The 23,677-nt window shown below is 37.6% G+C and carries 16 protein-coding genes; 15 read left to right on the top strand and 1 reads right to left on the bottom strand.

The features are described from left to right. The first annotated feature begins 303 nt into the window (after window positions 1-303). The 5 genes from B3E00_RS08840 (at window position 304) to B3E00_RS08820 (ending at window position 8,622) form a co-directional block, all read left to right on the top strand. Window positions 304-3,264, top strand: a complete 2,961-nt coding sequence (locus B3E00_RS08840; RefSeq protein ID WP_293938122.1) for a hypothetical protein — start codon at window positions 304-306, stop codon at window positions 3,262-3,264. A gap of 2 nt (window positions 3,265-3,266) precedes the next feature. Next, on the top strand, window positions 3,267-6,701 hold the full coding sequence (locus tag B3E00_RS08835) for a DUF6443 domain-containing protein (protein WP_293938120.1): 3,435 nt from the start codon (window positions 3,267-3,269) through the stop codon (window positions 6,699-6,701). Between the two features lie 48 nt (window positions 6,702-6,749). Then, window positions 6,750-7,112, top strand: coding sequence for a DUF1493 family protein (locus B3E00_RS08830; RefSeq protein WP_209581916.1), 363 nt, complete (start codon window positions 6,750-6,752; stop codon window positions 7,110-7,112). A 339-nt stretch (window positions 7,113-7,451) separates the two neighbouring features. Further along, window positions 7,452-7,889 (top strand): hypothetical protein, encoded by a 438-nt coding sequence (locus B3E00_RS08825; RefSeq protein ID WP_293879024.1) that lies wholly within the window; start codon window positions 7,452-7,454, stop codon window positions 7,887-7,889. A gap of 316 nt (window positions 7,890-8,205) precedes the next feature. After that, window positions 8,206-8,622, top strand: coding sequence for a hypothetical protein (locus B3E00_RS08820; protein WP_293879022.1), 417 nt, complete (start codon window positions 8,206-8,208; stop codon window positions 8,620-8,622). A gap of 124 nt (window positions 8,623-8,746) precedes the next feature. Here the strand turns inward: B3E00_RS08820 and B3E00_RS08815 are convergent, their stop codons facing one another. Continuing rightward, window positions 8,747-8,986, bottom strand: a complete 240-nt coding sequence (locus B3E00_RS08815) for a hypothetical protein (RefSeq protein ID WP_293879020.1) — start codon at window positions 8,984-8,986, stop codon at window positions 8,747-8,749. Window positions 8,987-9,189: 203 nt separating this feature from the next. On the opposite strand from B3E00_RS08815, the gene dinB reads away from it, so the two are divergent. From dinB to B3E00_RS08765, 10 genes are all read left to right on the top strand, one after another. Next, window positions 9,190-10,371: a DNA polymerase IV gene (dinB, locus tag B3E00_RS08810; protein WP_293879018.1), complete on the top strand. Its 1,182-nt coding sequence runs from the start codon at window positions 9,190-9,192 to the stop codon at window positions 10,369-10,371. Further along, a complete protein-coding gene (locus B3E00_RS08805; RefSeq protein ID WP_293938118.1) occupies window positions 10,352-13,288 on the top strand; it encodes a DNA polymerase III subunit alpha in 2,937 nt (978 codons plus the stop codon). Before dinB ends, B3E00_RS08805 begins: the two co-directional genes overlap by 20 nt. 125 nt (window positions 13,289-13,413) lie before the next feature. Beyond that, window positions 13,414-13,887: a hypothetical protein gene (locus B3E00_RS08800; protein ID WP_293938116.1), complete on the top strand. Its 474-nt coding sequence runs from the start codon at window positions 13,414-13,416 to the stop codon at window positions 13,885-13,887. 111 nt (window positions 13,888-13,998) lie between these two features. Further along, complete coding sequence (locus B3E00_RS08795) at window positions 13,999-14,796, top strand: SOS response-associated peptidase (protein WP_293938114.1); 798 nt, start codon at window positions 13,999-14,001, stop codon at window positions 14,794-14,796. Between the two features lie 454 nt (window positions 14,797-15,250). Next, window positions 15,251-15,430 (top strand): heavy metal-binding domain-containing protein, encoded by a 180-nt coding sequence (locus B3E00_RS08790; protein WP_293938111.1) that lies wholly within the window; start codon window positions 15,251-15,253, stop codon window positions 15,428-15,430. Between the two features lie 24 nt (window positions 15,431-15,454). Then, complete coding sequence (locus B3E00_RS08785; RefSeq protein WP_293938109.1) at window positions 15,455-16,963, top strand: ATP-dependent helicase; 1,509 nt, start codon at window positions 15,455-15,457, stop codon at window positions 16,961-16,963. A 2-nt stretch (window positions 16,964-16,965) separates the two neighbouring features. Beyond that, window positions 16,966-17,646, top strand: coding sequence for a DarT ssDNA thymidine ADP-ribosyltransferase family protein (locus tag B3E00_RS08780; protein ID WP_293938107.1), 681 nt, complete (start codon window positions 16,966-16,968; stop codon window positions 17,644-17,646). Then, a complete protein-coding gene (locus B3E00_RS08775) occupies window positions 17,646-19,181 on the top strand; it encodes an ADP-ribosylglycohydrolase family protein (RefSeq protein WP_293938105.1) in 1,536 nt (511 codons plus the stop codon). Before B3E00_RS08780 ends, B3E00_RS08775 begins: the two co-directional genes overlap by 1 nt. Window positions 19,182-19,303: 122 nt before the next feature. Next, window positions 19,304-21,232 (top strand): ATP-dependent nuclease, encoded by a 1,929-nt coding sequence (locus tag B3E00_RS08770; protein ID WP_293938103.1) that lies wholly within the window; start codon window positions 19,304-19,306, stop codon window positions 21,230-21,232. Continuing rightward, window positions 21,232-23,058, top strand: a complete 1,827-nt coding sequence (locus B3E00_RS08765) for a UvrD-helicase domain-containing protein (protein WP_293938101.1) — start codon at window positions 21,232-21,234, stop codon at window positions 23,056-23,058. Before B3E00_RS08770 ends, B3E00_RS08765 begins: the two co-directional genes overlap by 1 nt. Window positions 23,059-23,677 lie beyond the last annotated feature (619 nt).

Below are 23,677 nucleotides of genomic sequence, written 5' to 3'. Positions count from 1 at the left end.
GTGTTTTTCGCTGTGTCGCATTTTTTCGTTTGTAGAGGAATATATTTTATTATAAAAGCAACAGTTGTGATTTTTTTTAAAATTCATAAAAATATTGATTTTTAATATTAAATTTATAATATTATTTTATATAAAAGTTGTTTGTGTAGGGGTGACTAAATAACAATTCGTTTTAAATATTATTAAGTTGGTTTTAATGTGTTTGTAAATTTGTTGTTAATTTCCGTTTTCACCTCTAGGGTCATAATCTTTCCTTAGTGTAATTTTTGTTTAACCTGTTTAACCTAATTTTTGAATAAACAAATGAGAAAAGGTATTTTTTTTATTATAGTTATTTTATGTGCCTTGATTGTTAAGGGGCAGAAGAAGGATTTTATACTTCCTTCTCCCGAAGTCAACCGTCTGGTGGAATTTCAAAAAATTAAGGCGAATGAATTTCAGGGACTTCCTGATTACTCAGTGCCACTATACGAAATTACCTCGGGAAAACTCAGGTCTGCCATTTCTCTCTTTTACTATTTTACAGGCTTTAAACCCCATGAAACTTACAGCAAGGTAGGATTGGGCTGGGGATTAAAGGCAGGTGGTAGTATTTCCCGTGTCATTCGGGGCATTGCAGATGAACACCCTTCTGGTAAATTGAAACTAAGCAGTACAATAAATTCGATAGCGGATCTCAACAGCCAGACTGTACTACAAGAGTATTATCATCTGAGAAAAGCGGTGGATGGTGAAGCTGATACTGAACCCGATGTATTTACTTATTCACTTGGTGATAGATCTGATAGCTTTATCCTCCGTAAGGTAAATAACAGCGTTCAGGTTGTAACACTCTCAGGTGATACACTGACAAAAATTATTCCCCTAATTGATGTAACTAGTTCTACCAATAGTGGATTAAATGGGTTTAAGATCATTGATCAGGATGGGACAAGTTATGATTTTGGTGAAGGCGGTGAAATTGAGAGGTATATGTATTCTTCAAATGGGGAGCCGACGGCCTGGTTGCTGAATCGTATGGTCGATTACAATAAGATCGATACAATATCATTTGAGTACGAGCAAAACCCGAGACTCATCACTAGTGATGACAGCTATCTAGCTAGCGACCGAGTATACAACGCAACTCCTAGTACTTGTGTACCTATTTTTGATTACAACAACTCAACCAATAGTCAAATAAGTTATTATTATACAAAATATCTCAAGCAGATCAAATTTAGGGGGGGGGCAGTTGATTTTGTCTATAATAATATTAATCTTCAGAATGTAATTGTAAAAAATATGTTCCAGGAAGTTGTTTATAATTCCACTCTTTCTTATATGCCGCTTTCAACCAACCATCCGCACAGTAAATTGGAACAAATTAAGTTTTTGGATAATTCGACTTTTAAGTTTACTTATCTTTCCTGCCCAGATAATTATGATTTTAGAAGTTCGACCGGTTACAGGAGGGACTGGTATGGCTATTATTCTGGGTTGGGAAATTTTATTAACGAATCTTACGATGGCAATGGTAATGTAATGACCAATAGGAGACAACCCTCGCCGTTATTTACGAGTTCTTTTGCACTATCTACTATAGAGCTTCCGACGAAAGGTTTATATAATTTTGTCTGGGAGCAGAACAAAGTCTTGAAAAATGGAGTGTTGGATAATTATTATGGTATCCGTTTGAAGCAGATCAAATATAGTTCAGAAGATAGTCCAGCTATTATAGAAGAATTTAGATACGGTCTGAACGAAAATGGTGCGGGTGAACTGGCTGTCAGTATTAGTGATAGAGATCTGGAGACCTTCAAACTTGTTTTTACAGCAAATGAGCCCCACACATCTTGGAACTATGGAAATAGTTTTCCAGTGGATCTATATATGCCAATATCAAGTAATTACCCACGAAATATATATTACAGAAATGTAGCAAAATATATCGTCAATACTGTTACTGGGAAAAATATTCGGGAAACCTATGAATTCGAATTTCCTCTTATTTTTATGAATACTCAAAAAAAGAGTTATTTATCAAGGTATTGGCCACTTATCCCTGAGCCGGGATTTGAAAGCGTTCCGGGTTTCCCAGTTTTTGATGATTTGATTGGTAATGAATTCAACATTGCCCAACTGAAGAGAAAGAATATTTTTGATTTCAGGAATGGTCAGTACGTTCTAATCGGTTCTGAGAAGAATATCTACCGCAAAATTAATAAACAGCAGCTACAATATTTTAAAGCTGTTCGGATGGCTGAATATAAGAGAATCTTGGTCAACGGCCCGGTACTAAGTATTGAATACGAACCTCAGCTGGTTTCTGGGCTCGGCTTGAATGTTGCGGGAGCCTGTGTTACTTTCAAAGTGCCACCAATTATTTATAAACCCCTAACGATTGATATTGCGACTACAGTTCTTGATCAGTCTTTGAAAGTTGAATATTATGGGGCGGACAGTATAGTTAACAAGGCAAAGTATGAATATATAGGACCTAGATTGCAGAGTTCCATTTCCTCGGAAGTGGAAGAATATTCGACTTCCAGATTTCTTAAGACAAAAACGACTGTTTATGCAATAAAAAACTATTCCCAGTATCCCTTGCTTGTTACGGATAATGCTATCCAAACCAATTATGGACAACTATTATCTCAGTTTAACCAAAGTAATTTTTATCCGAGTCTTGCTGAGAGCAAATTTACCTTTGTGAATGATGGTACCGAAGTTAGAATGCGCTCGGTTAATAATTCCCAGGTAACGGAATACGGATACTTCAACAGTTCTAAAGTTTATCCAAAATATATTTACCAGGTATCAGATGTGGCAAATTCAATGACAAATGAATACCATGTGAAAAGAAATGGAACAACCGAATTTACAGTTTATGATAAATATGGAAATCCTGTAGAGATCAAGGAGCAGGACGGCAGACTTACAACCTACATTTGGGGCTACAAAGGAAAATATCCCATTGCAAAGATAGATAACACAAGTTACTCTCAGGTTTTTGCCATCATTGGACAGTCAACAATTGATCAGCTCAATTCTAGTAATATTTCTGATAACCTTGTTATGAACGTTCTAAAATTACTCAGGTCACAGCTTTCAAATGTAGAGATTACTGGTTTTACATACAAGCATTTGGTCGGGGTGACTGGAATAATTGATAACAATCTAAAGAAAAAAGAATTCCGTTATGACAGCTCTGGCCGTTTGGAAGGTATGGTTAATTTTGAGGGAAGTTGGTTGGAGCAATACAAATACAATTACAAGCATTAATTATGAAAAAGATTTGGATATCAATAATGCTTTTGGGAATGGCAAAACAGGCTACTTCACAACAGGTCGATTTAAAGCTCAGTTCTTATGGAGGACAGCCTACTATAACTGCTATCTCGAGTATTACCCTTCAGAACGGTTTTGTTATTCCTACAGGAAGCAATGTACGGCTATATATATCAAATACGGTCAATGTTGGTAGTTTGCCAAGTAACACTCAAAATTACATACTTACAAGGAAATTTAAAAAGGAGGGCGTCAATCTACTTAATATTGATAATGAAAGAAGTATTTTTGAAGAGAACCAGACTATTTCATATTTTGATGGACTGGGGAGACTGATTCAAAAAATAGATTTAAAGGCGAGCCCAGCCTATCGTGACGTAGTAAGTTATAAGGAGTACGACGAATACGGAAGGGAAAGCAAATTATATGAGCCTTATGCCGACAACCTTAGTAATGATGGTAGTTTTAAGACGAATGTAAAGCAACAGCAATTGGATTTTTATTCGGCTACAACAGGTTGGGATGATTCTACTCCCAAAACAACCAAACCTTTTTCAGTGATTTCTTTTGATCTCTCGGCTTTCGGCCGCACCTTAGAGCAGGGCGCAGTCGGAGAGCATTGGCAACCTTTCAGCTCGGAAATTGCGAATTCCGGCCATACCGTAAAGAAGTCCTATGAAAATAATATTGAGAATGAGGTGAAGTTTTGGTTTCCCTCAGTTGGAGGTGCAGATGGCACCGAATACTATTTACGTGGTAGATTAAAGAAAAATATTACTAAAGATGAGAACTGGATCGCGGGAAAGCAGGGTACTATCGAAAACTTTATTGATGATAATGGCCAAACGGTCTTAAAACGGATCTGGGAAACCGAAACAAAGAAACTGGACACATATTATGTATACGATGATTTCGGGGCTCTGAGCTATGTTATCCCTCCTGGATTCACTGGCAACACAATAGACGAAAACACAACGGATTTCTTTGAACTCATTTATGCTTATCGGTATGATGACAAAAGAAGACTAGTGGAGAAGAAGATGCCCGGAAAGGGGTGGGAGTATTTGATCTACAACCGCGGCGACAGAGTCATATTGACTCAGGATGCTAATCAACGGAGCGCTAAGAAGTGGTCTTATATAAAGTATGATGCTTTTGGTAAGGTTGTATCTTCCGGAATTTATACAAATTCGATAATTAACCAAACGACAAGAGTTCAAGTGCAGGCATTGGCTGATGCAGTCTCTGTACAGTATGAAAGCAGAAATGGGGCCACAACTTATACGAATGCGAGTTTTCCCAGTACTCTTTCACAGCTTCAGGAACTTATTGTAAATTATTATGACGACTATAAATTTAAACCCGTAACGACCCTTGCTGCAGGAAATGGAATAGATAGTACTTATTTGGTCAAGGGATTACTCACTGGGATAAAAGTAAGTAGGGAAGATGGAAGTTATCCACTGATGTCTGTTATCTATTATGATCGTTATGGACGGATCGTAGAAATTGTTGCGGATAACAATTTGTCAGGGGTTGACAGGACCGCTAATACTTATGATTTTACAGGAAAACTATTGACAAGTAATAGGCAACATAGTATCAACGGAACTAATTCGGTAACCAAGATATTGACCACTAATAATTACGATCACGTTGACCGGTTGGTGCAGATCAAAAAAAAGATCAATGAACAGGATGAGGTGATCCAGAGCAGGCTTGCCTATAATGAGATCGGTCAATTGAAGACCAAGTCCCTTCATAGTGAGAACGGTGGTGGCAACTTCATGACTAGCATTGGGTATACCTATAATGAACGTGGATGGCAGACCAAAGCAAGCTCAGCGCAGTTCACCTCGCAATTGAACTATAATGTCAATGGTACAACCGTGCTTGCTAATGCGCAGTATAATGGAAATATTGCGCAGCAAATGTGGGGCTATGCTGCTACCACAGGCAATACATTCACCTACGCTTACGATGCGCTCAACAGGTTGATGAGTGGAGTGAGTACAGGTACGGTGATGAGCGAGGTATTGACCTACGACGATATGGGCAATATCAAAACCCTTGTTCGTGACAATGGTACGGCGATTACGTACAACTATAACAATGCAAATAAGGGCAATAGGCTGGCCAGTCTTTCGGGCGGTTTGACCGGGGGATTTACCTATGACCTGAACGGAAATGCGACCAAGGACCGTACGGGGATGATCCTTAGCTACAATTATCTGAATCTTCCAAAAACAGTGAGCGGTACAGGTAAGAGCATTGCCTACACCTACGATGCATCTGGTGCCAAGCTTAACCGCAAATCTACGGTCGGCGGTATCACTACTGAGCAGGATTATATTAGCGGGATTGAATACATCAAAGCTAATGGAGCAAATCCAGTGATTGAACGTATCGCTACAGAGGATGGTTTTCTTTTGAACAGTTCAGGAAACTATAGTTACTATTATAACCTGACAGATCATCTAGGCAATGTGCGGGTGGTACTCAAGAAAGATGGTACGTCAACAGCACCTGTTGCTACAGTGATGCAGAAGCAGGATTACTATCCATTCGGTAAGACGAAATCTATTGCAACAAGTATCAATAATAAGTATCTTTATAATGGCAAGGAGATGCAGACCGACCTGAATGGTGGTACGCACACCTTGGGAGCTTCTTATGTACTGGAAGGACAGCTGGATTACGGGGCAAGGTTTTATGATGCTGAGATAGGGAGGTGGAATGTTTTGGATCCACTTCAAGAGGATGAATATTGGAGTGCATATGATGATACTTATGCTAAGGAACTTTCAAATTTGGGATATGATGTGGACCTTGCTGAAGGTAGAGTAAATGCAGGTAACTATTTTAGTTTATTAGGTCCACGCAATGTGATTACTGCTGATAATTCTGCGGTTCATTATAATTCAAGTCCTTATGCCTATGTATTGAACAATCCTCTTAGTTTTATTGATCCTATGGGACTTGATACAACTAAAACATTGCAAGAAGTTACGGTTACCGATTACAAAAAAATTAATCCTTGGGGACCTAGTTTGATTATGCTGGGGCAACCGGTTCTTCCGAAAGATGGAGTTATTGTTAAGTATTTTTACGGCCATGCACTTGCAGTAGGTAAGAACAAGAGTACCTCAGTTGCTTCTCTAGCTTCAAGAGTAACAGTACGAACAATTGAAAAAAAAGCAGGTGATAAAGTTGCAAAAGCTATAGGCAAGAAGACTGCTAGTTTAATTTTTAAGCGTTTGGGTGGATTATTAGGTAGAGCCATCCCTGTGGCTGGATGGGCGATAACATCAACTGATTTATGGGAATTTAGAAAAGAAATTGCAGCGGGCGCTAAAGCATTTAGTATGGGAGGAGGAGACTATTATAAACTTCAAGCGGATCCAAAGAATGGCTGGATGTATATAAAGTAAAGCATAACTATTATAAATAGAGCTTTCTTAGATTCTAAAATTATGGATATGGAAGATGAAATTTTAAACGAAATCAGAACATTCGTGTATGATGGTGGTTGGGGGTATACTTTACCATTTCCATTTTTGTTTAAAAAAAAGGAAATTAATAGGGATACAAAATTAGTAGTTGATTTAAAAATAACAGGTGATGATGCAGATGATTTTTTTATTGCCTTTGCTGAAAAATTTAACGTTGATATAAGCCGATTTAAAATAGGAGACTATTTTGGCAATGAAGAAGACTTTGTTTCCAGCCTGATCAAAGACCTCTTTAGAAATAAGGAAAAAGGTATAAAATCATTAAACATAGGTCAATTGGAAAAAGCGGTTATAGCTGGTCGTTTAGATGAGGATGTTATAAATTCTTAAATAATATTTTACTATAAATGCAGGAGGCTTAGTGGAGATTTCTGAAAGTCGGACTGCATTCTTTTGAGAATTTATCGGAAGAGATAATGTACAAAATGATATAAAAAACGAATTAAAACTTGTTTAGGTTGATTTTTTTTGCTGGTCCAAGTTATCCATATTGACTGGCCTCCGATTTCCGAATTTACCTCGTTAATGCTAGCGGAATCTCCAGCCAAACTGAAACCATGCATAAAAGCAGAAGTCTACCTGAATAATGAGGGAATCAGAAGAATTCAGAGATAAAACTCCAGCACCTTTAACATATACAGATTGGATAAATGGCCTAAATAAGTGAAGATGAGAAAAATTATAATACATGGAGACGATAGTTCTATTCTGTCTGTGCGACTTGAAGATATATTGAACTGTTTTGAAAGAAAAAAGGATGAAGTTTTTTGGGGGTTGCTATGGGTATACGTGACAACAGTCCAAGAGGTGGATTGTGATATTGTTAAATTTGAAGAAGAAATCAACAAATCAAAGCGTGGCAAATTAATCTCTTTGGATAGCATATTGAACTTGTCTTCTAAAATCGATCAAGCAATTGAACTTTTAGTGATTGGCGACAGTAATATTGAAAATATCAGAAAATATGAGGGTGATAAGTTGATGTATGAAAATTGTGAATACATAATTGAGTTGGTTGATTCATCCTATTGGCTAGTCTGTAGTAAAGATGATAGTTTCATTGGGAATATCTTCGAAAAAATACAGGGAGTTGAATATGATAATTAAATTGACTACTCAAAGTAGCGAATATAAAGCCCAATCCAATGAAAGATTAGGCTTTTCTTGTTATTGTATATAAGCTTTTCACGGCTTATGAGCCGTAATATCCGTTCGGCACTTAAATTAGTGCAAATGGATGGATCAAACTGGTGGATCGTCTTACAAATTAGGTAATAGTTATGCTATATCGGAGGTGTCGTTTTAGGTGGATTTGTCGGAGGATTAATAGGTGGGGCAGCTGGATATTTCAGTGGTAGAACAGCAGGAGAGACTGTATATGATAAAGTTATAACGAAAGGTGTAGAATTAGAAAATAAATAATATGACAAAAAATCTGAAAAATATCTATTACAATTTTGAAGAAGGAAATTATGGACTTAAGTTTGTGTTTGATTTGGACGGGTTATACCTGCTGTTTGATTCGACGACTTTTATATATACAGATGCTCCTGAATTTGATGGATGGAGAAATTGGAATAAACTAATTTATAAAGAGCTTGGAAAAGATTCATTGCACATTACAGAAATTAAAGAAGATGAATTAACAAGTTACTTCGTTAAGCTTTCAAATAGGGATGTGTTTTATATTTATCAGCATATGGATTTGGAAGGGACCTTGCACCAAAATTTTACAGTGGTCTCCCCGAAAGAGGGCAATTATAGTGAAGTTTTAGAATACATGGAAGAGGAATGGATAGAAACACTCCTTCCTGGATATATAAAACCCAACGCTGGTTGATAGGAATTCTGTTCTGTCTTTAAGAAAAATAACCAAGACAAAATAATTAATGCAAGTGGTGGAACTGTTAAAAATGGGGGTACGTATATTATCTCCAGAACAAAAGCATTAGAAAATGAAAACTTTAACATATCCCTTTCTGCTTCACAAGGACGATCCAGCCGTCTTGCGCGCTCTCCGTACCCACCAATAAAAGCGCATCGTCGATCGACAGTAGATCGTCTTCCCAAAGTGGGGTTGTGCAGGTTCGGGTGAGCAGTTGCTCAAGATTTCCCTTCATGGGTCTATAGGCATGTTCGCCGAATTTCCGCCATAGATAAGTGAATCCTTCACTTTTCAGATAGCTGAGTATCTTTTCGTTCATAGGTCCTGTTTTATAATAAACAGCACAGTACCCCACTTGTTTAAGCAAAGCCCCTGCTATAAATTATGTCGCTGACAATGAATGTAATAAAAATTAAACCATTACGCCTTCTTGATTGTTTGCTAATAATATTAGTAATTTTGAACACGGCAACTACCAGATTAATAGAAGCCGGCGGACGGCTTTTTATACAATTGAAAGACATGGAAAGGAGTATAGTACATTGTGATCTTGATACATTTTTTGTATCCGTGGAGCGACTGCAGAACAGCAAGCTCATGGGCATGCCTGTGCTCATTGGAGGAAGCAGTGACCGTGGGGTAGTAGCAAGCTGTTCTTATGAAGCCCGTAAGTTTGGTGTGCATTCTGCTATGCCCATGCGACTGGCCTTACGGATGTGCCCTGAGGCCATCGTTGTCCGGGGAGATCATGATCTTTACAGCCATTATTCCGGAATTGTTACCCAGATAATCGAGGAGGATACCCCCATTGTCGAAAAAGCCAGCATTGATGAACACTATCTCGACGTTACGGGAATGGACCGTTTTTTTGGTTGCTGGAAATGGACCCAGGAACTGCGGCAACGGATTATCAAGGAAACAGGCCTTCCGATCAGTTTTGGACTCTCGGTCAACAAAACAGTTTCCAAGATCGCTACCGGTCAGGCCAAACCCTGTGGCGAAAAGCATGTCAACAGCGGAACAGAAAAAGGATTTCTGGCGCCATTGTCCATCCGAAAAATACCGATGGTCGGAGAGAAGTCCTTTACACTACTCCGCAATATGGGTCTCTCCAGAATCGGTACTTTACAGCAGATGGAAGTATTTACCATGCAGAAAGTGCTTGGTGAGAATGGTATCAATATCTGGCGCAAAGCGAATGGACTTGACGATTCTCTCGTGGTACCTTTCCGTGAACAGAAATCCATGTCCAAAGAAAACACCTTTCAACAGGACACGATAGATATGGATATACTGCGCCGCACTTTGATCGGTATGGTCGATACACTGGCCTTTGATCTGAGAAAAGACCAAAAACTGACCAGCTGTGTTACGCTCAAGATCAGGTACAGTAATTTTGATACCCATACCCAGCAGTTATCCGTTTCCTATACTAACTCGGACCGGAAACTCACAGATGTTGTGCTTTCCCTTTTTAAAAAGCTTTATAGCCGGCGGATGCTTATACGGCTTATCGGAATCAAGTTTTCTGGACTGATTTACGGATCCTATCAGACCGACCTTTTTGATGATAGTGCAGAGGAAGTAAACCTGATGCAGGCAATGGATAAGATCAGAAAGCGATATGGGTCAGAATTTTTGATGAAAGGGATCTGCGCACCGCTGCCGGAGAAAGGAGGGGGAGATGCTTTTAAATCTACATAGCTACTTTAGCCTTCGATATGGCACCCTCAGTCTACAGGATCTCATTTCTGGAATGCTGGCGGGAGGGTATGACACTGCTGTGCTGACCGATATCAACAACAGTTCCGGTTCGCTGGATTTTATCAAACAGGGTAGGGAAGCTGGTCTGAATTTACTTGCAGGCATGGAATTTCGGGATGGAGACAAACTATGTTTTGTTGCCATTGCCAAGAATGAACACGGTTTCCGTGAGATCAACGAATACCGCACCCGGCTCAATATGGAAAACCGTGCGGTACCTGAGCGTGCGCCCGGTTTTGATCAGGTCTTCGTAATCTATCCTTTTCATAAAATAGATGGCTTTGTACTGCGTGATTTCGAATATATCGGAATAAGACCTGGCGAACGTACAAAAGCCCAATTGATGGAACGGCGTATCCTTGACCGCTGTGTGATCCTTGCACCTGTTAGCTTTCGTAAATCCGACTACACCCTGCACAGGCAGTTAAGGGCCATTGACAACAATCTGCTGATTTCGCAGCTCGAAAGCCAGCAGGTTGCCACCAATGATGAGGTATTTATTCCCAAGGCAAAACTGATGCGCCTATTTTCGGAGCTGCCGCAGCTGCTTGCCAATACCAACCGTATGCTGGGGCAATGTTCCTTTGGTTTTGATTTTACAAGCGTTAAGAATAAAGCAACTTTTACAGGAAACCGTTATAACGATAAACAGCTATTGCATAAGTACTGCATGGATGGTTTTGCCAGGCGCTATGGCAAGAATGACCGGATCGCCACAGAACGTATCCAGCGGGAACTAGAGATTATCGAAAATCTGCGCTTCTCCAGTTATTTTCTGATTACCGACGATATCTGCCGCTATGCACGTGGACGTAATTTTCATTATGTAGGCAGGGGGTCCGGAGCAAATTCTGCAGTAGCGTATTGTCTTGGTATCACAGATGTTGACCCTATTGCACTCAATCTTCCCTTTGAGCGTTTCCTTAATCCCAAAAGGAAAAGTCCACCGGATTTTGATGTGGATTTTAGCTGGAATGAGCGCGACGAGATGTACGACTATATCTTCAACCGCTATCAGACCGGTCACACGGCCCTCATGGGCGCAATGAGCACTTTCCGTTCAAGGAGTATCCTGCGCGAGCTTGGAAAGGTCTACGGTCTACCCAAAGCGGAAATTGATAGGCTGGTTCATGAACCTGAACATCTGCTCAATAAAAACGAGGTGACCAATACGATCTTGAGCGTTTACAACCGGATGGCCGATTTCCCCAATCAGCGAACAATCCATGCCAGTGGCGTGCTCATCTCGGAAGAACCGCTTACCTGTTATTCAGCGATGGACAATCCGCCTAAAGGATTGCCGACCATGCAGTTTGATATGTATGTGGCCGAAGATATCGGTTTTGAAAAATTCGATATCCTGTCGCAGCGCGGCATCGGGCATATCGAAGATTGCCGCAGCATTGTACGCGAAAATCTCGGGGTAGTCATCGATACGGACAATCCAAAACGTTTTTTTCAGGACCCGCTTATTGCTGCACAGCTTAAATCGGCCAATACCATTGGATGTTTCTATATTGAAAGTCCCGCCATGCGACAGCTTCTGACCAAATTGCGCTGTGATGATTACCTCACTTTAGTAGCGGCGTCTTCTATTATCCGGCCAGGTGTTGCAAGTTCCGGAATGATGGGCGAATACATCCGTCGCCATCATGATCCCTCCACAGTGGTCTATCCACATCCGGTTTTTAAAGAACAGCTGGAGGAAACTTATGGCGTGATGGTCTATCAGGAAGATGTTATGAAAATTGCTAATGCCTATGGTGGACTTGATATGGCCGATGCAGATGTGCTGCGGCGCATGATGTCGGGCAAATATCGGAGCAAGGACCATCTGATTGAGATCGAAGACAAATTCTTTTCAAACTGTAAGGCAAAAGGATATGACGAAAAGGTGAGCCGTGAAATCTGGCGTCAGATGGAAAGTTTTGCTGGCTATTCCTTTAACAAAGCACACTCGGCTTCTTTTGCTGTAGAGAGTTATCAGAGTCTTTTTCTGAAGACTTATTATCCCCTGGAATTTATGGTTGCGGTGCTCAACAATTATGGCGGTTTTTATAACCGCAAGGTTTATGTAAACGAAGCACGTATTTCAGGCGGAAACATTTGTCTTCCATGCGTCAACCTGTCCGTCTTCAATACCTCCATTAAGGGGAAAGATATCTATCTCGGATTTGACTGTATTCTCAATCTGGAAGGAAAACTAGCAAACCGGATCATCGAGCAGAGGGAATATGGCGGTCAATATCGTAGTCTGGAAGACTTTGTTAAAAGAACTCAGGCCGGGCTCGAACAGGTAATCCTCCTTATTCGGGTCGGTGCGCTGCGGTTTATAGGTATAGGCAAAAAACAGCTGCTTTGGGAAGCCCATCTGTTGATGAGCAAACACAAACCCGTAGTGACCAGCATGGCCCTTTTTGAAACGGAAAGCCGTAAGCCGATTCTTCCGCCACTGGAGGAAGATATTTTGGAGGATTACTACGACGAGATGGAGCTCATCGGGTTCTGTGTCACAGGTACATTATTTGATCTGACCAAAAGTGACTATCGCGGTGATATATCGTCGAAAGAACTAGGCCAGCATGAAGGTAAAATTGTAAGGGTCGTGGGTGATTTTGTCTGCGAGAAATTTGTCAAGACCAAGCGGGGAGACCTGATGAAATTTGGAACCTTCCTTGATGCGGATGGCTATTTCTTCGATACGGTGCATTTTCCGCAGAGCCTGGCAAAGTATCCATTGCGGGGTGCAGGTATCTATCTGGTCGAGGGAAAGGTTGTCGTCGAATATGGATGCCCATCTATTGAAGTGATCCGCTGTGCCAAGATGCCCTTAAAACCCGATCCAAGGAGTGAATAAGAAGTCTTAAAAAAAATATAGCGAAGAAAACATAATAAATAATCACGAGTTTAATATGCTTTCCCTGTCAATAATTGAGATCATTGTTTGTATTTTTATTCTACCAATAGTTATCATGGAATATTATGCTGTACAATCCCTTTGAACAAGTCACCAAAAATAGTTTCCGCGAGCTCGTTGAGTCCGGCTATACTGACTTTGTGCTGCAGCGTTTTGAGTGGCCAGATGTCAGGGAGAAAACAGGCTTTCTGCTCAGCCCTTACGATGATAAGGAAACTGCTGGTCAGCATGCCCATCAGCTGGATCCAAAGGAGGGAAGAGCTTTGCAACTGCCCCAAGATGCCGATAAGATCGAGAATATGCTAGCAACAGGTTCCGGTTACCGGATCTTTCTCAACCGGATCAAGGAAGAGAACTGGGACACGCGCATGCTCAAGCTCTATGAGAAAAATATTGTTAACTATTTACGTACCAGGACCCGTTTTCAGCGCAAGAGTCCCATTGATATCCTATTTTCACTGGAATATGGCCGTGTGGTGGCGACCATTACCGATGGGCAGACCACAAAGAAAGTATTTGCCATAGAGATACTTCGGTAGCATGATGGGAGCCAAACTGAAATACCCTTTTTTCTTGCCTTAGGACAATCGTTGTATACAGCACAAATTGCGTATATTCGTATCAGAGCCAAACAAAAAAAGGATACTATTATGTGCTGGGATATTAGCCTTCATACCGATATTGAGATTATCAAAAAGACCTTTCCGCAATTGCGGGACGAGCGCCGTCAGTTAGACTACAACTATGACTATCTGGAGAATGTGCAGGCCATTACCTTTCCCAAGTATCCGATCCTCTATAAAGATAAAGATTCAAGCCAGCTGGCATTGACCGAGATGGAGTGGGGCATATTACCCACCTACATTGACGATCCCAAGCTGCAGGCCGATCGCAGGCGCAATATGATCAATGTGCGCAGCGAGCGTATCCTCGAAGATAAAAAGTCCTATTGGTACCGTCTGCGCAAGCAGCGCTGCCTTATTCCGGTGAGCGGAACCTTCGAACACCGGGCCGTGAAGGGCTGGAAAAAGAAAGTCCCTTATTTCATTGGAGAGGAGGGAAGAGATCTCATCTATTTACCTGGCTTGTATCAGTGGCACGAGACTGTGGATGAGGATGGCGTTGTTGAACGTGTAGGGTCTTTTGGTATGCTTACCCGTGCGGCTAATGAAGTGATGGCCAATATCCACAATGATGGTCCGAATAAACACCGTATGCCTTTGTTTCTGCCAGAGGATCTCGAGCGGCAGTGGATAGAGGATATTCAGGAGGACGATATGCCACCTATTTTCCTTTTTGAAATGCCCAATGAAAAGCTGAGACATTACCCGGTTTATACGTTGCGGGGATATCCAGTTCGTCCGGATGGAAAGCACCGTTATGAGGCTTTCGACTGGGAGGGACTGCCACCATTAGGCAGCGATACCGCACAGACTTCGTTGTTTTAAATCGGTATTCTATAACAAGTTTAACAAAATCTGTATCGAACGATCGCCAACTATTGGCAGTACAAATCTTATTCCTTCATAAAAAAAGATTAAAAGTTCGAATTTTAGCAAGTAGTTGAATAAAATGAGCAACTGATATCTCAAATAATCTAACGATCTTTACAATAGATGAACGCCCCAAGCCAGTTAAATTGGTTGACAAAGCGAGCATCTAGCCAAATTGCTTCCCTTGGCGGTTAACAAGGGGAGCTTTTTTGTTTACTTTATTGTCTTAGTAAAACCGCTGAATAAACCAGCTACGGTTTCCCGTAACCAGTCCTACTTTCAAAGCCATACCTTAGCCTTACAGTTTGTAATAATCTTGAAAGTTAATATCTGTAAACATATTAATTCAGAATAAATAATGTATATTAGGCTTGGGTATTAACCTTGCCCGATTGAAAAGTAGCATGCCATGATAGTAACCACGACCAATTCCATCGAAGGGAGGGAGATTTCACGATATAATGATCCAATAGCAGCCAATGTTGTCATCGGCACCACTGTCTTTAGCGATATAGGCGCGAGCTATGTAGATTTCTTTAACGGTCATTCGAGTAGTAACGAAAATAAGAAATCCATATTTACTGATTAAATAGCCTAAAATGAAAAGAATAATATGCTAAAAAAGATTACACTTATTGGAGAGCAGAAAAAAGTATTATTTCTTTCTCCAACAAATCCAATTCAGATTAAAGGAGTTGCCGGAAGTGGAAAAACGACAGTAGCACTTTATCGAGCAAAACATCTTCTTGAAACACAAGCCAATCTTTTTAAAGAAACGAGGGTTGTGATATTTACTTACAATAAAACTCTTGCTGCATACATTACGGCGATAAAGCCTTATATAAATGGAGGTTACCAAAAAGATAGTGATGAAATAAAGTCAAACACTCCAGATGGGTTAAATGTACAAATTGTAAATTTTCATAGTTGGGCTTATCATTTTTCTGGGATCGAAAAGGATCAAACTATAATGCAATGGAAACAAATTGAGATTGTAAGAGGCATAATGAATGAGTTGTCTTCCAATTCTTCAAATATCCTTGAAAAAAGCCCTGAATTTTTTCAAGAGGAAATATCATGGATGAAAGGCAAGCTTTTTAAAAACAAGAATGAATATCTTGAAGCGGTAAGAACTGGAAGAGGAACTTCTGATCGTGTTACAAAAGGAGACAAAGAGGTAATTTGGGAAGTGTTTGAGCGATACAATTTGGAGCTTCAAAGATTGGGGCAAGTAGATTTTGACGACTACGCTTTACTTGCATTGAAAAAAATCGAAGACGATCCAAATTTTGTTCCCCCATTTTCCCATATTATAATAGACGAAGCTCAAGATTTAAATAAGGCTCAAATTTTGGCAATTTCAAAGTTGGTTGACGAAGAAACCAATAGTTTATCGATAATTGCAGATGCTGCTCAACGAATTTTTAAAAGTGGATTTACCTGGTCTGAAGTTGGAATAGAAGTTAGGGGAGGTAGGACTATCTCCTTTAAGAAAAATTATAGAAATACGGTTGAAATTGCAACAGCGGCTAAATCACTACTAGAAAACGAAAAGGATAATGAAGACTTTACAGAAATAGAATATTCGGTTAGGAAAGGAGATAAACCTAAAATTGGCTACTACAGCGATTTTTCGAATCAAATGAATAGTCTAATCTCCCAATTAAATGCACTCAAAAATAGTAATCAAATATCGAATACTGTTGTTCTCCACAGAAGCACGTTTGGTGTAAAGGAAATAAATTTATTTTTAATTAAAAGTGGCTTCTCAACAGAATTAATAAAATCCAATCTCCCCATAAATTATGGAAGTGAAACTATTAAAATATGTACAATGTCTTCCGTTAAGGGTCTCGAATTTAACAACGTTTTTATCCTAGATCTAAATGATGATATAATCCCATATCCTCCAGGGTTTATAGAAGCTGATGATGAATATCATATTTCTACAGAACGACGATTGTTATATACCTGCATGACAAGAGCTAGAAATACACTTTTTCTTTTCAGTAGTGATGGTTCAAATCCATCGCGGTATTTAATAGAAATCGACGCTTCATTATTAGAGATAATTTCGCCTAATCAATCAGCTCCAATTTTTAATAATGATTTACCTTTTTGAGTATGATTTTAAAGCCAAATTACGTAGATTTTCAGAGTGAAATTGATAAAAGAGGTATTGAATATTTAATTCATTTCACGCCTGTAATCAATTTATTGAGCATTTTTGAGCAAGATAAAATATTATCAAGATCATTGCTTGAAAAATTCGACATTGGTCAAACTGACATTTTTGATTATGTGGAATTCACCGACCAAATTAGATTTGACGACAAAAGCTATATCAACCTATCAATACAACATCCCAATTCATTTTTGTTTAATCGTTTTCGTCAAAAATTAGCAAAAGAAAGTCATATATTTTGGTGTGTGTTGAAAATTGATAAGAAATACATTTACCAAGCTGATACATTATTTTCTGTCACCAATGCCGCAAATAGTCACAATAAAAAAAATATGGGAATTACCGGGGATATTGCTAAATTCAAAATGTTGTTTGCAAATTCGTTGCAAATCGTCACTTCAAATAATTCAAGAACTATTGCAAGAAATCAATTGAAATATAAATATCCAACGGATGAACAGGCGGAAGTTTTGGTGAAAAATGAGATTTTAGTGTCAGATATTCTCCAAGTATGTTTTAGAGATGAAAATGATTTGGCAATAGGAAAAGCTGCATTAAGCGACTATAATACCAGTAACTTTGTGATAGAAGAGTCTTTGTATTCCAATTCGAGATTATAATGAAAGCAGAATCAAAATATAAAGGAAGTATAAAATTATCAGCTATTGGTGATGCTTTAGGTTGGATTACTGAATTTGAAAGAGACCCTAGCTCTCTTAGGGAAAAATTCAATACAGAAAAAATTGACCAATTTTATTCATGGGAAAAAAAAGTAGGTGGGAGATTTTACGGATATGTTGACTATATTAAAGCTGGATCTTATTCGGACGATACGCAGTTACTTTTAGCTGTAGCAAGGAGTATTAAATCGGACGGAAGTTTAAATAATGATTATTTTGCGAAGATTGAACTTGCCAATTGGCTAGACTATTCTAGGGGAGGAGGACGAACTGTAAAAACGGCTGCAGAAAAAATTCAACGAAAATCTGTTCAGTGGTTTAATAATTTTTATAGTTTCAAAGTCAACGGAGAGAACAACGATTACAGACAAAGCGGAGCTAATGGTGCTGCTATGAGAGTACTTCCTATAGCAATGGCTAACCTTGGTGATACAGAAAAAATAAAAGAGGAAATCTTTTGCAATAGTATAATCACACATGGTCATCCAAGAGCACTATTGGGTGCGATGTTGTATGGATACGCAATTAATCAAATTATAGTTATTAGACCAGAAGATTTTAATTGGGAAAACTATATAACTCAAATAGGATTAGATTTTCCAAACAAGTTTAATTTATCGTTTATCAATAAGCCTGAGATAAAAGTATGGTTAAAGGAGTGGAACAGATCAAGTGGTAAGCCTTTTGAATTACTTTATGAGGAAATATTAATTGAAACACGACAGTATTTAAGGTTAATTTATAACAATATTAAACAGAATATATCTGTTAAAGAAACACTCCAACAACTAGGGTGTTTCGCATCAGCTACCAAAGGCTCTGGCACTTCTACTGTAATCGCAGGAATATATTTAGCAACAAGATTTCATAATAAACCATTATTCGCAATAGTTGAAGCCGTCAATGCTCTAGGCTCTGATACTGACAGTATCGCAGCTTTCGTAGGAGGTCTTACTGGAGCTTTACACGGCCATAACATTATCCCTGAGAAATGGAAAAGGGTACAAGATATTGAATATTTGGATAAAATATCTGAGAGACTATTGGCAATTTCAGAAGGTAGATTCGAAGAAAAGAGAAATAATTTTCAATTAGAAAAAAAAGTATTAAATAATCCTTTAAATGATGATTTCGAACTAAATCAAGAAATTGAGTTTGTCCCTTTAGGAAAAGGTGAGATTGTAAATATTAACAGGCAACCTACTCTGACCAAAGGGAAATATAACTTGTTAATTGAAGCAAATTTGGAAATAGGGCAAAGCATTTTAGTGTCCAAAATATTTAATAATTCTAATGTTGAAACGGTTATAAATACAAATAACCCTGTCTCTGACATTGAAGCTATAACAGAATTAGCTTCAATAAATTTGAAACCAAATGTTTATGAGCAATTTAAGGAATATATCGCTAAACATACCAAGTTATCGAAAGAGCAAATTAGAATATTTGAACTCATAATCAAGAATGAAAGATAGTTTTTTATACAGGATAGAGTTGTATTAATAAATTGTTTATCGAGAGGCGATTTGTTGTAGTATAACTTCTTAAGGAAAATATTGAGCAAAATGAATATTATTTACTAAAATCAACCGACAAAATGCATTTGGCTTATATCAAAGTTGAGAATTATAAGGGTATCGAGGTTATAGAAACGGAGTTTGACCCAAAACTAAATATTATTATAGGGGAGAATGGATGTGGGAAGTCTGCTATCATTGATGCTATACGCCTCTTATACAATATTGGAGAACCTATTAGAGAATTATCTGTTTCATCTGATGATTTTTATCAAAAGACAATTAAGAATGGAACGAATAAAACTATTCAAAAGTCTTACATTATCACTATCACGTATATTTTTAAGGGATTATCGACAGCGCAAAAAGGAGCTTTTTATGAATACATGGTAATTGACCCAAATAGAGTTGAAGAGGATTATGCTAAAATTTCTATCAGTTATGAGGAAAGAGACGGAAAATACCCCAACTTCTCTTATAACACGGGGAATATTGATGGCCAAAAAGCAGATTATAAAACATTTGAACTGTTTCAGCATTATTACTTAGGAGCATTGAGGGATAGTACAAAAGACTTGTTGAGCACTCGGAATAATATTTTAGGAAAAGTTATAAGGAGATTTGTTAAAAGAGAAAAATCCGAATCTGAGATTGAACAAATCATTAAAGATGCTAATTCCCAATTATTAAGGCGAGATGAAGTTAGGGATACTAGAGATGGGGTAAATACTAACCTTGAAAGTATTTTTAAAAAAGTTATAGATAATAAGATAGGAGTTAGAATTGAAGAAGCAAAAACAGAATATATTGTTAATGCTATTAAGCCGTATCTTCCACATGATAGAACAACTCTGACGGATGAGGGATTTCATTTATGGCAAAACAGCTTAGGATTAAACAATCTCATATATATAGCAGTCGTATTAGGTGATATTAAAGAACAAATTAAGGACAATGGCCTTCCTCATTTTGCCTTATTGATAGAGGAACCAGAATCTCATTTGCATCCCCAATTACAATTAAGTTTGTATAACTTCCTCAACAATGCAAATGCCACTGAAAATAGTCAGTTATTTATAACTACTCATTCTCCAACATTAACCTCAAAAGTACCTTTAAAAAATTTAATTCTGTTAGATGGTGGTAAAGCGACAAAGCTTGATAAACAATTTCAAAATAGAGAACCTGAGAAAATAATTGAGGATACAACTAAAAATAAAGAATTAAAAGACCCTGATTATGAAAATAGAATGAAGAAACTTCAGAGATATATTGATGTAACAAAATCTCAACTTCTATTTGCAAAGTCAATTTTGTTCATTGAGGGAATATCAGAAGAACTATTAGTTTCAGCTTTTACACTTTTAGAGGATTATAAATTAGAAGATTATAGAGCGGAAATTGTAAACGTAAAAGGAACATCATTCTACCCTTTTTTATATCTTTTCAATCATTCGAATGTTTTAAGACGAATTAATAAACCTATTTCTATTATCACAGATGACGATCGATTTACAGATTCAAAAAATTCTGAATATAGTTTTGACAGTCTTATAAATGACACATATATTCTCGATTTATTAGATAATTCTATCCAGAAAGCTAATCCTGTATCGCGAATAAAAAATTTAAATTCTGTTAAAAATAGTTCTGATAATATTCAAATCTTTGAATCATTCAAAACATTGGAGTACGAAATCGCATTGCATAATGTAAATATCGACAGGAGAAATTTTAAAAACAACTTTTTAGTACAATATTTGGATGTAATCGAAAAATCCAAGATCAATAAAATTGAACTCTATATATCAACATTTGGAACAGATTTGATGACACTTGACCAAAAAAGGAAAGTTGCGATTCTTTTATGGAAGACATTCCCTGGTAAAGCTGAGTTTGCTCAAGATTTCTCAATCCATTTGTTAGATAATTTAGAAGATGCGAAGACAACATTTAGAGTGCCCAGCTATATATTAAATGCTTTAAATCATTTAAAAAACGGATTATAATGTATTTTGAAAATGAGGAAAGATTAGCATATTTAAGAGCTAGAGGAAAAGTTATTCTGAATGCCTGTCCAGGTAGTGGTAAAACGACGACTATTGCTAAGAAAATAATAAATTTAGAAACTTCAAAAGAGATAGGAGGTTACTCAGGAGTTGCATGTTTATCGTTTACAAATTCAGCTAAAGACGAAATTAATGAAGCATACAAGAAAATGAGTGGCATATTATTACAGTTTCCTAACCATGTTTCGACTATTGATAGTTTTATAAATAAATTTATTACTCTTCCATTCTATAACTTACTTAATCGTGACTTCAATAGGCCGAAAATACTGGATCACACAAGTATTTTGGACGATATGTGGAAAACTACCTACACTAAGGATGGCAAAACGCTGGAGGGCCTATTGAGACCTTTAAATAGCACAGAATTCAAAGCTAAAAATAATCGAAGTATATATCATTTGTATCCTCCCAGCGATATAAGAATTGAACCTGATGGCACGTTTTCAATTAATGGTAATCAACCATCGCCAGATAAAGTGAGTAAAGATAATTTTAACAAATATTGTCAATTTATAAAAAGAACGCAGTTTACAAAAGGGCTTATATCAACGGGTGATTCAGCATATATTGCACTTTATCTACTAAGAAATAACCCTAAAATTTGTCAATGGCTTAGTTTACGATTCCCTTATATTATAATAGATGAAGCGCAAGACAATTCCCTAATGCAGCATGCCATATTCGAGGAGTTGGTGAAGCAGGGTTTGAACAATATTGAATTGATTGGAGACCCTTATCAAAGTTTGTATGAATGGAGAGATGCAAATCCTGCTGAATTTTTAAGAAAATATGGAAATGATCAAACGTGGCAATCGTATGACTTAACGGACAATAGACGTTCTCCCCAAAGCATTATTGATATTTTTTCTAAGGTCAGACGCTCAGATGACTCAAAAATCAAAAGTTTATCATGTGAAGAATTAAATAACTCAGTTTTAGTCTACAAATATTCAAACACTAATCACCAATTGATTATTAAGCATTATGATGATTATTGTGTAACAAAAAAATACCTAAATAACTGCATCGTAGTTCGGGGAAATTCGCTGAAAGATTCATTATTAGGAAGAAAAATAGAACAGCGGCCCTGGGGTACTCAATTACCGCAAAATATCATTTATGCTAAAAATCTTTACGCCAGTGGTGATATCAAAAATGCTGTAAAAGAAATTCGAGCAATTAGTGTTCAACTTATTTATCCAGATTCAACAGATTACCATGAATTAAAGGAAATTGAAAAAGAAAAGAGTATTGATCCTGAATTTAATTCTTTAATGATTACTCTTTTAGACGGATTGCCAGATTTTGATAAATCAATTCAAGATTGGACATTTGAAACTCAACAATTCTTGAAGGATAGTTTGGAACTTAGTTATGATGTAGATTTTAATTTACGAAGTAGAAAATCAAAATATTTTGAAAAAACAACATTATTTGAAAGTGTTAATATACACTTTAAAAAGTCCTTCTCGACTTTTAATACTCCAATAACCACAATTCATCAAGTTAAAGGACAAACACTTGATTCAATTCTTGTTTTTTTTAATGAGAAGAAGCATAAGGATAATATTAGGTTTGAGAACATTTCTAATTCAAATGATACATTTCCAGATGAAACTAAACGATTAATTTATGTCGCTTTATCTAGACCAAAAAAAATGTTAGCGATGGCCTTCCCAAATTCGATAAGCGATATTGAAATTAAAGAGAAATTTGGGGAAAAGATTATAATAATTGCGGAAAAAGAATTGAAGGGTAATTGATGACTTTGTAGCTCAAGCTCATATCTTTGAAAATAATGTATAATCATTTTTTTTATGTTAAAAACTAATAGAGCTAAAGCAGAAACTTGAACATTGAACTAGGCACTTTTCTTTGAAGGTGCTAGTGTTGCATATTCCGCACCATATTACACCACTATTCCGCTGCAGAATACACTACTTTGGTGTAGAGTTTTAACAGAAACTGTCTCATAAAGTGTGTAAGTTATAAAAATGCGGAGTTTGAAAGGAATTCGCATTTTTTATTTATTAACTCTATAAGAGTATGATTGACAAGGAGTCACTATTAAACGACAAGGAGTTCTTAAAGAGTTTTAAGGTCGGTTTTGGGTATTTCGGAGCAATGATGCCAGTGATTTCGGTCAAACCGAAACAGAACTGTGAAAGTTCATAGCCGTCCGACACGCTCTGCTTATATTCTTCCCAAAGAAGTTTACGGGTAACACCCGCACGGCTGAGTTCCTGCTGAAAATAGGAAAGTCGCTCTTTGAAATCCTCAAACCGGGCATCTCGATAGGCTGGATTACCGGCATTAAGAAGCCCGTCGAGAATCGGATCCTCCAGTTCCAGCAGTTCGTTCTGTAATCTCCCCTAAAAATAG

Origin of the sequence: Sphingobacterium sp. UBA5996, assembly GCF_002429765.1 — a bacterium.
In the GTDB taxonomy this organism is placed as follows: domain Bacteria; phylum Bacteroidota; class Bacteroidia; order Sphingobacteriales; family Sphingobacteriaceae; genus Sphingobacterium.
This window is presented reverse-complemented; position numbering and strand designations above follow the sequence as displayed.